This window comes from Streptomyces sp. A1136 (assembly GCF_004795055.1).
Lineage (GTDB): Bacteria > Actinomycetota > Actinomycetes > Streptomycetales > Streptomycetaceae > Streptomyces.
Map to the genome: position 1 here is coordinate 28,364 of NZ_SSBJ01000025.1, position 13,883 is coordinate 42,246.

Here is a 13,883-nt window from a genome sequence, read left to right on the forward strand (position 1 = left end):
ACGAGCCGGAGCCGCCCGATGACCGCCACCCCCTCCACCACCGTCGCGAACCTCCGCGACCTCGGCGGCACCCCGCTCGCGGACGGCCGCACCGTCCGCCCGGGGCTGGTGCTGCGCTCCGGCGCGCTGGACCGGCTCGACCCGGACGCCGATCCGGCGGTGGCCGGGCTGGGCATCCGCACGGTCATCGACTTCCGCACCGACGCCGAGCGCGCCGACCACCCCGACCGGCTGCCGACCGGGGCGCGGCTGCTGGCACGCGACGTCCTGGCGGACCGCCTCCGGGCCGGCATAGGGAAGGTGCCCCCGGCCGCCCAGCTCAAGGACCTGATGGCGGATCCGATCGTGGCCGAGGAGTACCTGGGCGGGGGCAAGGCGCAGGCCGTCTTCGGGGAGGTCTACCGGTCCTTCGTGAACTCGGCCTCCGCGCACGCCGCCTACCGGTTGCTGCTCACCGAGGCCGCCGATCCGCAGGCCGGCCCGCTGCTGTTCCACTGCACCGCGGGCAAGGACCGCACGGGGTGGGGCGCGACCGTCATCCTCTCGCTCCTCGGCGCGGACGAAGACACCCTGATGGCCGAATACATGTCGGTGAACCCGGCCGTCAAGCGGACCTTCGCGCCCATGATCGAGGGCTTCACGGCGGCCGGCGGCGACCCCGAGATCGCCCTGGCGCTGATCGGGGTGTTCCCCTCCTACCTCCAGACGGCGCTGGAGGAGGTCGCCACCCGTTTCGGCTCCATGGAGAAGTACGTGCGGGAGGGGCTCGGCGTCGCCGACGAGACCGTCGAGGCGCTACGGACCCACCTGATCGCCTGAGGGCGCCGGACCGCCGACGCAGCGCGGAATCGCCCGAACGGGTGCGCGGAAGCGGGTGACCATCCGACGATTCGTTCGTTCTGCTGAACGTGACTGCGCCGGATACCGCCACCCGCCCCCTGCCTCCCCTGACGCCCGGCCTGGAACAGGCCGAGGCCGCCATCGTCGAGCACTACCCGCGGCTGGTGCGGCTCGCCTACCTGGTGCTGCCGCCCTCCCTCGGGCGCAACCGACGGGTGCTCACGGCCCACTCGCTGACCCAGCGGGCACTGCCGCGCGGCCGCCGGGGGAGCGATGACGCGGTGCGCGGTGGGGTCCCGGCGCAGCGGGACGGCCTGGAGGGCCCCGAGTCGGGGTACCCGTACGTGCGGCTGCGCGTGTTGCGCGCCGCCCTGGAGGCGGGCGTCCCGTTCACCTTCCGGGCGCTCCCGCTGCGGGGGCAGTTGCCCCGGGTGCTCCCCCAGGTCTGGGGGCTGCGCCTGTTCCCGCGCTCGGGCGGGGCCGAGGAACTGGCGTTGGACCAGTGGTTGACCACCCTGAGCGGTCCCGGGCGGGCGGCCTGCGTGCTGCGGGCGCTGGAGGGGCTGGCGGAGCCGGACGTCCTGAGGGTGCTCGCGGACGCCGGGGTCGCGAACCCGGCGGGGGCGGTCGCGGAGTCCGGCGACCCGGTGCACGACGCCCTCTTCGCCTCCCCCGAGTTCGATCCGTGCGTGCTCCAGGCCCGGCCCACCGACCTCTTGCGGCGGCGTCGGTTCACCCGGGCCGGGATCGCCGCCGCGGCCGCCCTCGCGGTGTGCGGCACCCTGCTCGCCCTGCCGGGCGGGGGCTGGGGCTCGGACGGGCCCGCCGCCCCGCCGTACGCGAAGAACGCCGTGGCGGAGCAGGCGCTCGACCCCGGGCAACTGGTCCGCGTCCCGCCCACCCTCTGGCGCACCTCCTCCCGTACGGACTTCTCCGCCTGGCCGGCCCGCGGCGACCGTGCCGACGACACCGCGCTGCTGCGCCGGGCGCTCGCGGTGTGGGCCCGCCCCGGCCGCTCGGTGGTCGTCTCAGCCACCCCCGGGACCCCGTCGGGGCCGCCGATGGGCCCGCCGCAGCTTCTGTTCGCGGGGGCCGTGGACCAGGCCGTGGTGGTCCTGCTGTACGACGGTCTGCGCGTGGTCCGCTACGCCGAGCCGCGCGGCGGCACCGCCGGCGCCGCCCTCGACTTCGCCCGCACGGACGGGGCCTCCGCGGACTCCGCGACGGCTCTGGTGCTCAGCCGGGTCGACGGCAACGTCCGCTACCTGGCGGCCCCCTGGGTGCTCGGTGCCGCGCTGCGGGACCTGCTCAAGCCGGGCGAGTCGCCCTCGCCGTTGAAGCTGACCCCGGACGGGATGACGCCGCCGGTACCCGGCCCCGCCCCGACGGGCTCCTGTACGAGCTGGAACGCCCTGGCCCTGACGGGCGACGGCGCCACCCGGCTGGTGACGGACCTCGGTGAACTGACCCCGGTCCGACTGACCTCGGGCGCGCCGGGCGCCGAGCGCGACGTGACGGAGGCGGCCGAGCTGGGCGAGTGGTCGCGGACGGCGTGCCTGCTGCCCTCGGTCCGCTCGCACGGGGTGCGCACCGTCAACGCCTGGACGTACGCGAAGCAGCCGTTGCCCGAGGGGGACGGGACGGCGACCTGGCTGTGCAGCCGGGCCGAGACCTGGCAGGGCACCGCGGACCGGGTCCAGGCCCAGTTCCTGGCTCCGGGCGCGCCGCTCGCGGCCCAGGCCGCCAAGGCGGAGGGCTCCCCCGCGTGCGGTCCCCGGCAGCCCCGGGTGCTCGCGGGCGTGCTGTGGAAGTCGAAGGGAGGCCAGTGGTACGTCCTGGCGGCGGGCAGCGCCCAGTTCACCTCCCTCTCCGCGTCCGGGGGCGGGGTGAACGGGAGCGCGAACGGGAACCGGCTCGCGGTGAAGGCGGCCCAGGGCGCGCAGGTCGACCTCTCGGGCCGGCTCACGGACGGCACGAAGGCGGAAGCCCTGCGCTGACGAAGGCGACGGCCGCGCGGAAAATCCGGGTGCGAGGGCTTCTGCTCGCCCCTACCCCTCAGTACATTGACGCCATGTCTAACACGCCGCACGCGCCCGCCCCCGTGGCGTCGGAGCACCCGCGCCTGTACGAGCACACGGGCCTCCAGCCGCGGAACGTGTCCTTCTCCTGGGACGACACCCCCCTCCACTGGCTCCCCGGCGACCCGTTCGCCGGGCACACCATCAACGTCCTGCACCTGCTGCTGCCCGCGGGGGAGCGCTGGTTCGTCCACGTCTACAAGCAGGTGCTCCCGTACATCACGGACGAGCGGCTGCGCGCGGACGTCGTCGGCTTCATAGGCCAGGAGGCCATGCACGCCGCCGCGCACGACGACGTGCTCCCTCACCTGAAGCGACTGGGCCTGGACCCGACCCCCTACACGGCACAGGTCGACTGGTTCTTCGAGAAGCTGCTGGGCGACCGGACCCTGCCCCCGGGCAGGGCGCGCACGTGGTGGCTGATGGAACGGGTCGCGATCATCGCTGCGGTCGAGCACTACACGGCGTTCCTCGGCGACTGGGTCCTGAACGCCGACGAGCTCGACCGCCGGGGCGCCGATCCGATGATGCTGGACCTGCTGCGCTGGCACGGGGCGGAGGAGGTCGAGCACCGCGCCGTGGCCTTCGACCTGTTCATGCACCTCGACGGCGGCTACCGGCGCCGGGTGCGGACCTGGGCGACGGCCTTCGCGGCCCTGACGTTCCTCTGGCAGCGCGGCGCCCGCTTCTTCATGGAGAACGACCCCGAACTGCCGGCCGCCAAGGCCTCGCTGGGTCAGCTCTTCCGGGCCGGCCGGCAGGGCGTCCTCCCCTCGACGGGCTCGATGCTCAAGTCCATCCCCACCTACCTCTCCCGCACCTACCACCCCTCGCAGGAGGGCTCGACGGCCCAGGCCGTGGCCTACCTCGCCACCTCGCCCGGCGCGAACGGCGGGGGGCGGGCATGAGGCGCGCCCTGACGCTGACGGCGGCGGCCGGCGCCGCGTTCCTCACCCGGCGCGCGCTCCGCCGGCGCATCCGGCGCTCCCCCCTGTGGCCGCTGCCGGCGCTGGAGGTGCCCGTCTCGGGACACTCCCCGCGCCGGTTGCTGCGGGTCCCGGTCGTCGCGCGGAGCGAGCCCGCGGAGGGCGTCGTGCTGCTGACGTTGGAATCACCGGAGCTGCCCGCCTGGAGTCCGGGGGCGCACGTGGACGTCGTACTCCCGTCGGGGCTGGTGCGCCAGTACAGCCTGTGCGGCGACCCCGCGGACGCCGGGCGCTACACGATCGCGGTGCGACTGATCGAGGACGGTCGCGGCGGTTCCCGCGAGGCGCACGCCCGACTGGTGGAGGGCACCGCGCTGCGACTGCGGGCGCCCCGCAACCGGTTCCCCCTCGTGCCCGCCCCGGCGTACGCGTTCGTGGCGGGCGGGATCGGCATCACGCCGATCCTGCCGATGCTGCGGGCGGCCACGGCGGCGGGGGCCGACTGGACGCTGCTCTACGGCGGGCGCACCCGCGCGTCGATGCCCTTCCTCGCCGAACTCGCCGCCTACGGGGACCGGGTCACGATCGTCCCCGAGGACGAGGCGGGCCTGCCGGACCTGAGCGCGCTCGCCGCGACCCCCGCCGCCGCGGTCTACTGCTGTGGCCCGGAGCCCCTGATCGCCGCGGTCCTGGCCGCCGCCCCCGACCCTTCGGCGGTGCGCCTGGAACGCTTCACCGGCTCCGCGCCCACGGGCGCGGCGAAGCCCTTCACGGTCGAACTCCGCCGCTCCGGGCGCACGGTCGAGGTCGCGGCGGACGAGAGCGCGCTGACGGCGGTGCGCCGCGCGCTGCCCGCCACCCCGTACTCCTGCCAACAGGGCTTCTGCGGCACCTGCCGACACCGGGTGGTGGAGGGAGAGGTGGAACACCGCGACGAACTCCTCACCGACGCGGAACGCGAGGACTCGATGCTCCTGTGCGTCTCCCGCGCCGCCTCGGACCGCCTGGTCCTGGACGCGTAGCGGCGCCGACACCCCGCCGAGAACCACGCCGGTGTGGAAGTAGGGTGTCCGCATGACAACCGGGGTGCGGCGCAGGATGGGTGTCGAGGAGCGGCGGCAGCAGCTGATCGGGGTGGCCCTGGAGCTGTTCAGCCACCGCTCTCCCGACGACGTGTCGATAGACGAGATCGCGGCGGCCGCGGGCATATCGCGGCCACTCGTCTACCACTACTTTCCCGGCAAGCTGAGCCTGTACGAGGCGGCGTTGCGCCGGGCCGCGGACGAGCTGGCGCTGCGGTTCGTGGAGCCGCAGGAGGGACCGCTCGGGGCCCGGCTGCTGCGGGTGATGGGGCGGTTCTTCGCGTTCGTCGACGAACACGGGCCCGGCTTCTCGGCGTTGATGCGGGGCGGTCCGGCGGCCGGCAGCAGCCGCGCCAACGCGATGATCGACGAGGTCCGTCAGGCCGCGTACGAGGAGATCCTCAAGCACCTGGGCGTCTCGCCCGACGCCCCGCCCGCCCGGCTGGAGCTCGTCGTGCGGTCGTGGGTGTCGCTCGCCGAGTCCACCGCGCTGATCTGGTTGGACGGGCGGCGCATCCCGCGTTCGGAGTTGGAACTGCAGCTGGTGCACGACTTCGCCGCGCTGGCCGCCGTGAGCGCCGCCTACGACGAGGAGATGGCGCAGATCCTGGTGCGCATCCTGTCCGCGGAGCCGGCCGACGGGCCGTTCGGTGTGCTCGTGGGGCGGTTGGCGGCGCTGGTACCGGGCACCACGTGATCATGACGTGCCCCCGGCACCGCGTGATAATGCCCGCGTGATCATTGACGACGGGATGTTGTTCCGGCAGGCCGAGGAGAAGGACGCCGGCACGCTGGTGAAGCTGTACGACCAGGCCGCCCGGTGGATGCGCAAGCACGGGATCGACCAGTGGAAGCCCGGCGAGAAGGACGTGGCGCACTTCCGCGCGCGGATGCGCGACGGCGAGGTGTGGTTGGCGGAGGACGCCGACGGCCGGGTGGTCGGCGCGTACGAGCTGTGGTGGTCCGACGAAGAGGCCTGGGGCGTGCAGCCGCCCGTCGCCGGCTACGTGCACCGGTTGATGGTGGAGCGCGAGGCCGCTCCCCCGGGCGCGGGCCGACGCATACTCGAACACGCCGAGTGGCGGATCGCCCGCACCGGCCGGGAGCGCTCCCGGCTGGACTGTGTCTCGACCAACCCCAGGCTCCTGCGTTACTACCGGGGCGCGGGGTACCGGATCGTCGGGGAGTGCCCGTCCAAGCAGGCCGCGGACGGGCGGGTGTACGGCGTGATCCTGCTGGAACGGCGCCTGGACGTCTGAGGCGTCCACGACGGTCGGGGAGGCACAGCACCTGCCCACGCCACAACCGCACGAGGCGCTGTCGGGCGCGCTGGGGGCCGCGGGGCGTGGCGCAGGCCCAGGGGCAGCCGTCGGCGCCGGCACCGGCGGGCGCCCCGGTGGGCGTGCGCGGTACGGCGCTGCCGGCGCCGGCCTCGGTGGTCCGGGAGGTGGAGGCGGCGGCCGACAGCGGACGCTCACCCCGAAGGCCCGCTTGGTGTGTTACGCGGCCCGTGTGCAGGACGTCGGCCGGCAGTCGACGGTGCGCAACGGCGCGGTGGCCGGGACGACGGGGCAGGGCCGGCGCATGGAGGCGCTCGGCGTCCGGGTCGGGACCGGGCCGGTGACGGCGCAGGCCCATGTCGCGGACCACGGCCGGCTGAACGCGGTGAGCGGCAACCCCGTGTACGTGGGGACCACCGGACAGTCTGATGCTCTGATGCTGTGATGCTCTGATGCGGTGAACGCCGAAGCGGCGGTGCCGGTCCGTGGCCGGCACCGCCGCTTCGGCGGGCGTGGGGCGCCCGTCAGGAGCGGGCCCGGGTGAAGACGGCGACCGTGCGGGCCGGGGCCTTGAACTCGCCCGTGCCGGCGTCGTACGTCGCCTGCCTGACCGTGCCGTCGGCGCCCGCCGCCTGCACCGGGTGCAGGGCGTAGGCGGTGCCCGCGAGGGCCGCCACGCGCTGGGTCTGCGCGGTGGGGGTGGCGTTGAACACCACCACGAGGTCACCGGCGGTCATCGTGATCACTCCGGGCGTCTCGGCCGTCCCCGACAGGGGGAACGCCACGCCCGACTGGACCGCTTCGGCCGTGGTGAGGGCGAAGGCGGGTTCCGTCGTCCGGATGCGCAGCAGATCGCGGTAGGCGGCCGAGGCGCCGTCGATCTCCGCGCAGCCGGGGGGCGCGGTGGTCAGCAGGGGTTTCGCGTAGGGCCACTTGGCCCGGTTGTCGGCGGCGGGCGGCAGGCCCCGGCCGAAGCCGTTGCCGTCGTGGCAGTCCCAGTGGATGGCGTTGAACCAGTCGCCGCTGTCGAAGGAGTTGCGGTCCAGGGACTTGGAGCGCAGCAGGTCGGTCCCGGCCTGGGACAGCGACGGGCCCTGCGAGAGGGTGGTGACGGCCAGGGCCAGGACCTGCATCCGGGCCCGGTCGGCGGCCGCCGTCCCGGCCGGGAGTTTGTACGTCAGGGCGTCGGCCAACGATTCGTTGTCGTGGGCGTCCGCGTAGGCGAGGGCGTCGCCGGGGGCCGCCGCGTACCCGGCCGGGGCGCCGTTGTAGTCGAGCTCGGACCCCCTGATGTGGCGGCCGGTGCTGTCGGTGAAGGCGTAGGAGGCGAGATTGCCGGTCAACCCGACCTTGATCAGGTCCTGGTCGTGCAGGAGCCGGGCCCGCTGCTGTTCGGGGCCGCCGTTCGCGGCGGCCGCGTTGGGATCGGTGAACAGGCCGGAGGCGAAGCCCTGGACGCGCGGGTCCTCGTCGAAGGGGCCGCCGCCGCGGATCGCGTCCCGGGCGCGGTCGGAGAAGGTGGCGATGCCGGTGCCGGCCATGTTCTTCTGCGTGGCCTGGACGAAGCGGGCATCGTCGGCGACCTCGCCGAAGTTCCAGCCCTCGCCGTAGAGGACGATCCGTTTCCCGTCCACGCCGTCCTTCTCGACGGTCAGGGCGTCGAGGGCGGCGCGCACGGCCAGGATGTTGGCCTTCGGGTGGTGGCCCATCAGGTCGAAGCGGAAGCCGTCCACCTTGTACTGCTTGGCCCAGGTGACGACGGAGTCGACGACGAGACGGCCCATCATGGCGTTCTCGGGAGCGGTGTTGGCGCAGCAGCTGGAGGTGGCGACGCTGCCGTCGGCGAGCAGCCGCTGGTAGTAGCCGGGCACGATGCGGTCGAGGACGGACTTGTCGGACTGGCCCGCCGCCACCGTGTGGTTGTAGACCACGTCCATCACGGTGCGCAGCCCGGCGCCGTTCAGCGACTGCACCATGCGGCGGAACTCCACCGTGCGGGCGGTGCCCTCGGGGTCACTGGCGTACGAGCCCTCGGGCACGGTGTAGTGCAGCGGGTCGTAGCCCCAGTTGTAGGAGTCCTTGGCGGCCGCGGCCGCCACACAGGCCTGCTGTTGCTCGGAGTCGGGGGCGTAGACCTTGAGGTCGCAAGCCGGTTCGGTGCGGTCGGAGGGCTTCTCCGGGATGGTGCCGATGTCGAAGGCCGGCAGGAGGTGCACGTACGAGGTGCCCGAGGCGGCCAGTTCGCGCAGGTGCCGCATACCCGCCGAGGCGGTGTCGGTGAAGGCCAGGTACTGGCCGGGGTGGCTGGAGGTGCGGTCCGCGACGGAGAAGTCCCGGATGTGCAGTTCCTGGATCTGCGCGGAGGTGAAGGGCACGGGCGCGGGCTTGCGCAGGTCGCGCCAGCCGGGCGGCGCCAGCTTGGGGTCGGCGAGGTCCACGGCCAGGCTGTAGGCGGAGTCCGTGGTCAGGGCGGTGGAGTACGGGTCGGTGACCAGGTTGCGGACCACCTGGCGGACGGTGGGGGCCCAGACGGTGACGGCGTACCGGTACCGCTTGCCGGTCCAGCTCCGCTCGCCGCGCACCGACCAGACGCCGGTGGTGTCGTCGCGGCGCATGGCGACGGTCCGGCCGTCGAGTTCGAGGGAGACCTGTCGGGCGGTGGGCGCCCACACGGAGAGGGTGGGGCGGCCGTCCTGGAAGACGGGGCCGAGGGCGGTGGTGGTGGCGTACAGGTCGTCCAGGACCCCGGCGAGTTGCACTCCGGTCGCGGCCAGCACGGCGCCGTTCGCGGCGCGGGCGCTCGCGACGAGCTGCCCGCGCAGGGCGCCCCGTACGCGGTCGCGGTCGCGGGGGTCGATCGTGTAGGCGGCGTACGAGGCGAGGTGCGGGAACTTCTGCTTCTGGGCCGCGGTGAGCCGGGAGCGGCCCAGGCGCAGCCACTGCGCGCCGCCCTCGTGCAAGGCGCCGCCCTCGGTGGTGACGGCGCCTTCGCCGGAGGCGAGGAGCTGTACGGAGGCGGCCGCCTCGGGGGCGTTCCAGGCGACGGTGTCGCGGTCGATCCAGACCGCCTCGGCCTTGGTGAGGTCGAGGGCGGCGGCTGAGCCGGCGGGCTGCGGCAGGAGGTACTTCTCGCGTCCGCCCAGCATCCACACCTCGTGCCCGGCGGCCTTCAGGTCGAGGGACTGGTCGGTGGGGAGGTCCTTCTCGTCGCCCTTGTGGAGGATGTAGCTCAAGCTGGTGGCGCCGGCGCCGAGGGGGACCTCGTAGACGGCCCCGAAGGAGTCGGTGCGGACGGGCGGGAGCGGCTTGCCCCAGTCGGTGGGGGTGGCGGCCCCGGTCCACACGTGCAGGCCCCAGCCGTCGTAGGCGCCGTCGGGGCGCTGGTAGTGGAGGACCGCCTTGGTGGTGTCCTGGGGCGGGTAGGCGGGGCGGTCGGTGCGGGCGGCGTCCTGGCCCTGTTCGAGCCAGACCTCGCCGGACTTGGTCACGTCGAGGGTGCGGTCGGCGGCGACGTCCTTGGTGCCGTCCTTGTCGATGACGAGGTAGCCGAGGGAGGAGGCGCCGGGCTTGAGCCGGACGTAGGCGAAGGCGCCGTACGCGTCGCGGCCGGTGAAATCGTGCCCGGCGGGCCAGGGGGTCGCCTCGCCGTCCGCGAGGTCGCCCCACGCGTAGAGCCGCCAGTTCGCGTAGTCGCCGTCGGGCCGGTGGTAGTGGACGACGGCGTACTCGCGCTGCGTGGCGGTCGGGACCCCGACGGGCGGGGCCTGGCCGGCGGTGGAGGCGGCGAGGGCGCTCGCGGTGTGCCCGGCGGCGTCGATGACGACGGCCTTGTAGCGCAGTGGGGTGCCGGCGGGCGCGGTGACGTTCTGGGTGACCTTGTAGGGGGCGTGGTCGGCGGAGCCGAGGACCTGCCAGGGGTCGTTGCCGCTCTGGGCGGCGAAGACGACGCGGTTTCCGCCGCCGCCGGTGACATCGGCGCCGATCTCGACGGTGCCGGTCGCCGCCGCCGGGGCCTTGAGGGCGAGGGCGGGACGGCCGGTGGGGGCGGGGAGCGGGGTCGTGCCCTGGAGGACCACGGAGCCGAGGGCGGGGACGGTGACGGTGAGTTTCCCGGCGGCGTCGGCGCGCGGGGTGGCGGAGCCGCCGTAGAGGGTGCGGTACCCGGCGCCGGCCGGCGCGTCGAGCGTGACCGTACGGGGCTGGTCCCCGTTGTTGGCGGCCACCAGGTACTCGGTGCGGCCGCGGGTGTCCGTACGGGCGAAGGCGTAGACGGAGCCGTCGGAGAAGCGTTCGCTCTGGACGCCGTCGCGCAGGGCGGGGTGGTCCTTGGTCAGCTTCGAGAGAGCGCTGATCTGCTTGTAGAGGGGGTGCCCCGGATCGTAGGCGTCGCTCGCGTGGGTGCGGGCGGTGCCGAGCTGGTCATCGTCGAGGTAGTCGGCGATCCGGGTCGCGAACAGCGGCTGTCGGGCGTCCTTGTCACCGCCGGAGCCGGTGAAGCCCTGCTCGTCACCGGAGTAGATCACCGGGTTTCCCCGGGAGAGGAACATCAGCTCGTTGGCGAGCCGGTAGCGGTCCAGCCGTTCCTGTTCCCCGGCCCCGGGCCGGTCCTGTTCCAGGAAGGAACCGAAGCGGCCCATGTCGTGGTTGCCGAGGAAGGTCACCTGCTCGTAGGCGTTGGCCTTGTCGGTGGTGTACCGGTAGTCGTCGGCGAACACGGAGGCCAGCCGCCCCGCCGCCGCGCCCTGCGAGGCGTAGGCGCGGATCGCGTCCTGGAGCGGGAAGTCGAGCGTGGCGTCGAGGCGGCCGCGGGTCACGTAGGGGGAGGTGACGGCGGTGTCGGCGGAGTACACCTCGCCGAACATGAAGAAGTTCTTCCGGCCGTGCCGGGCCGCGTAGGCGTCCAGCGCGGTCGCCCACTGGGTCCAGAAGGGGGTGTCGACGTGCTTGACGGTGTCGATGCGGAACCCGTCGACGGCGAAGTCCGCGACCCACTTCTCGTAGATCTTCTCCATCCCGGTGACGACCTCGGGACGCTCGGTCCACAGGTCGTCCAGGCCCGAGAAGTCGCCCTGTTCGGCGGATTCGCCGGCGAAGGTCGAGTCACCGCGGTTGTGGTACATCGTCGGATCGTTGAGCCAGGCAGGGGACTTGAGGTTCTTCTTCGCCTCGGGGACGAAGGGGGTGCGGGGGAAGGAGCCGGGGCCGGTCGCCGGGAACTTCCGCTTCCCGTCGGCGTAGTCCTGGTCGTCGAAGGGCACCCCGTCCTTGGTCAGGTAGGGGAAGGCACCCTCCGACAGGTAGCCGGAGGAGCCCTCGCGGTAGTCGACGACGTCGGCGGTGTGGTTGGTGATGACGTCGAAGAAGACCTTCATCCCCTTCTTGTGCGCCGTGTCGATCAGCCGGCCCAAGTCCGCGTTGGTCCCGAAGTGCGGGTCCACCTGCGTGAAGTCGGTGATCCAGTAACCGTGGTACCCGGCGGAGGCGTCCTTCCCCGTGCCCTGCACCGGCTGGTTCTTGAAGATCGGCGCCATCCAGATGGCGGTGGTGCCGAGTCCCTTGATGTAGTCGAGCCGGTCCGTCAGCCCCTTGAGGTCACCGCCCTGGTAGAAGCCCTTGTCCGTCGGGTCCAGGCCGGTCTCCAGCCGGCTGCCGGTCAGCCCGCCCCGGTCGTTGCGCGGATCGCCGTTCGCGAACCGGTCGGGCAGGACGAAGTAGAACTGCTCCCGGGTCAGGTCGTGGCGGGCGGGCTCGGCCGCGAGTTTCGCGTCCGAGGGCGGGGGTGGTGGCGCCTTGGCGGCGGCCTCCGCCGGAAGGGCGGGCAGGAACGTCACGGCCAGAGCGGCCGCGAGCACTCCTGCGACGACGGGGCGTATCACTGCGGATCTCCTTGGAGGGGACGGGAAGGTCAGCCGCGCCAGGCGTCGGTCAGCGTGACCTTGCCGTCGGCGGGCACGGTGGCGGTGCGGTTGGAACCGCTCTCCCAGGTGACGTTCCCGGCCGCGTCCTTGCGCAGGTACTTGTACGCGAAGGCGGTCCCGGCCGGGAGGGTGACGTCGAGCTTCCAGACGGGGTAGGCCGCCGGATCGAGCTTGAGGGCGCGGGCGGTGTCCCAGGTGCCGAGGGAGGCCTGGTCACCGGTGACGAAGACGTTCTGGCCGGGGACGGTGGTGGCGGTGACGGCGAACGAGGCGCCGACGGCGGCCGGGGCCGCGGTCCCGGCGCAGGTGCGGGCGTCGGCGTGCAGGGCGAGCGCGGTGCCGGCCGCGAGGGTGGCGGTGAACCGGCCCGACGAGTCGACGGTGACCGGCCGCCCGCTCTGCACGTCGCAGTAGGCGCCGGCCGGCAGGGAGGTCTGGAAGGTCCGGGTCAGGGCCGAGCCCTCGTGGTTGATGGCGACGTACGCCTTCGTCCCGCGTCCGAAGGCGATCCGGTCTCCTCCGTCGTCCCACCAGTCGGTGACGGCCTGGCCGCGCGCCGCGTTGCGGAAGGCGACCATGGAGGAGATCTCCCGCCAGGCGTGCTGGCACTTCCAGCCGTCGGTGTAACACGAGTTCACCGTGCCGCCGTTGGGCGGACCGGCGTCCTTGTCGGTCCACTCGTAGCCGGAGTGGACGTCGGGAGAACCGTAGGGCCAGGCCAGCATGAACACGTTGGCGAGGGTGTAGTCGGAGCCGTCCTTGTAGTCGAGGGTGTCCCCGCCGCGCTCGGTGTCGTGGTTGTCGACGAAGACGGCCGCCTGCCCGGAGGGGAGGTAGCCCCAGGCCTCGCCGAAGTTCTTGAGGTACGCCAGGTTCTCGCTCTGGAACACCCGCTTGAGATCGCGGGCGTAGCGGAACTCCTGGACGTCGCCGTTGCCGAGGTACTCGGTGGGCGAGACCGCCTCGCCGGCGCCGTAGATCACCTCCTGCTTCCAGTAGGCGTTCGGGTTCGTCAGCCGGGACTTGATGTTCGCCAGGTCGGCGGCGGGCATGTGCTTGGCGGCGTCGATCCGGAAGCCGTCGACCCCGAGGGAGAGGAGGTCGTTGAGGTACCCGGCGATCCGGCCGCGCACGTACTCCTCGCCGGTGTCCAGGTCGGCCAACTGCACGAGTTCGCAGTTCTGCACGTTGGCCCGGTCCTGGTAGTTCGAGATCGTCGCCCGGCAGTCGTCCATGTCGGAGCCGGAGTACAGGCCCGGATAGCCGTACTTCGTGTACGAAGTGCCGCCCGTCCCGGTCCCGTCACCGGAGGCCATGTGATTGACGACGGAGTCGGCGACCACCTTCACGCCGGCGGCGTGGCAGGCGTCCACCATGGCCTTGAAGGAGGCCCGGTCACCGAGCCGCCCGGCGATCTTGTAGCTGACGGGCTGGTACGAGGTCCACCACTGCGGCCCCTGGACGTGCTCCTGCGGCGGCGACACCTGGACGTACCCGTACCCGGCGGGCCCGAGGCTCTCCCCGCAGGCCTTGGCGACGGAGTCGAACCGCCACTCGAACAGCACGGCGGTGACGTCCTTCCCCCCGGGCGGGGCGGCCACCGCGTGGGGAGCGGTCGCCGTCACGCTCGCGGCGGCGAGCACGGCGCCGGCGAGCAGGGCTCTGGGGATGCGCGGCGTAGTGGGCATGGGGGGGGTTCCTCCTGGCGGAAGAGGCGCAGAACAGGCGGGGAACGAGCATCGAACAGGCGGGGATTGCA

The 13,883-nt window shown here is 73.2% G+C and carries 9 protein-coding genes; 7 read left to right on the plus strand and 2 right to left on the minus strand.

Annotated elements, in window-relative coordinates:
- The first annotated feature begins 18 nt into the window (after nucleotides 1-18).
- From E6R62_RS23645 to E6R62_RS23675, 7 genes are all read left to right on the plus strand, one after another.
- Complete coding sequence (locus E6R62_RS23645) at nucleotides 19-819, plus strand: tyrosine-protein phosphatase (protein WP_136215527.1); 801 nt, start codon at nucleotides 19-21, stop codon at nucleotides 817-819.
- 89 nt (nucleotides 820-908) lie between these two features.
- Nucleotides 909-2,837, plus strand: coding sequence for a hypothetical protein (locus tag E6R62_RS23650; protein WP_240801845.1), 1,929 nt, complete (start codon nucleotides 909-911; stop codon nucleotides 2,835-2,837).
- A 74-nt stretch (nucleotides 2,838-2,911) separates the two neighbouring features.
- The gene (locus E6R62_RS23655; protein ID WP_136215529.1) at nucleotides 2,912-3,826 is read left to right on the plus strand and encodes a metal-dependent hydrolase; all 915 of its coding nucleotides are present in this window, start codon (nucleotides 2,912-2,914) and stop codon (nucleotides 3,824-3,826) included.
- Nucleotides 3,823-4,866: a PDR/VanB family oxidoreductase gene (locus E6R62_RS23660; protein WP_136215530.1), complete on the plus strand. Its 1,044-nt coding sequence runs from the start codon at nucleotides 3,823-3,825 to the stop codon at nucleotides 4,864-4,866. The genes E6R62_RS23655 and E6R62_RS23660 overlap by 4 nt, the downstream gene beginning before the upstream one ends.
- A 52-nt stretch (nucleotides 4,867-4,918) precedes the next feature.
- Nucleotides 4,919-5,623 (plus strand): TetR/AcrR family transcriptional regulator, encoded by a 705-nt coding sequence (locus E6R62_RS23665; RefSeq protein WP_136215531.1) that lies wholly within the window; start codon nucleotides 4,919-4,921, stop codon nucleotides 5,621-5,623.
- A gap of 37 nt (nucleotides 5,624-5,660) precedes the next feature.
- Nucleotides 5,661-6,185 (plus strand): GNAT family N-acetyltransferase, encoded by a 525-nt coding sequence (locus E6R62_RS23670; protein ID WP_136215532.1) that lies wholly within the window; start codon nucleotides 5,661-5,663, stop codon nucleotides 6,183-6,185.
- Nucleotides 6,186-6,438: 253 nt separating this feature from the next.
- The gene (locus E6R62_RS23675; RefSeq protein WP_168714152.1) at nucleotides 6,439-6,651 is read left to right on the plus strand and encodes a hypothetical protein; all 213 of its coding nucleotides are present in this window, start codon (nucleotides 6,439-6,441) and stop codon (nucleotides 6,649-6,651) included.
- A gap of 79 nt (nucleotides 6,652-6,730) precedes the next feature.
- On the opposite strand, the gene pulA is transcribed toward E6R62_RS23675, so the two are convergent.
- Both pulA and E6R62_RS23685 read right to left on the minus strand, forming a co-directional pair.
- On the minus strand, nucleotides 6,731-12,082 hold the full coding sequence (gene pulA / locus E6R62_RS23680) for a pullulanase-type alpha-1,6-glucosidase (RefSeq protein ID WP_240801846.1): 5,352 nt from the start codon (nucleotides 12,080-12,082) through the stop codon (nucleotides 6,731-6,733).
- A 29-nt stretch (nucleotides 12,083-12,111) separates the two neighbouring features.
- Nucleotides 12,112-13,812 carry a carbohydrate-binding module family 20 domain-containing protein gene (locus E6R62_RS23685; protein ID WP_136215534.1) on the minus strand — a complete coding sequence of 567 codons (1,701 nt, stop codon included), beginning with the start codon at nucleotides 13,810-13,812 and terminating at the stop codon, nucleotides 12,112-12,114.
- Nucleotides 13,813-13,883 lie beyond the last annotated feature (71 nt).

Bases quoted from the DNA above. Each gene is read 5' to 3' on its own strand.
- E6R62_RS23645 (WP_136215527.1), top strand. From the start codon at position 19: ATGACCGCCACCCCCTCCACCACCGTCGCGAACCTCCGCGACCTCGGC.
- E6R62_RS23655 (WP_136215529.1), top strand. From the start codon at position 2,912: ATGTCTAACACGCCGCACGCGCCCGCCCCCGTGGCGTCGGAGCACCCG.
- E6R62_RS23660 (WP_136215530.1), top strand. From the start codon at position 3,823: ATGAGGCGCGCCCTGACGCTGACGGCGGCGGCCGGCGCCGCGTTCCTC.
- E6R62_RS23665 (WP_136215531.1), top strand. From the start codon at position 4,919: ATGACAACCGGGGTGCGGCGCAGGATGGGTGTCGAGGAGCGGCGGCAG.
- E6R62_RS23685 (WP_136215534.1), bottom strand. From the start codon at position 13,812: ATGCCCACTACGCCGCGCATCCCCAGAGCCCTGCTCGCCGGCGCCGTG.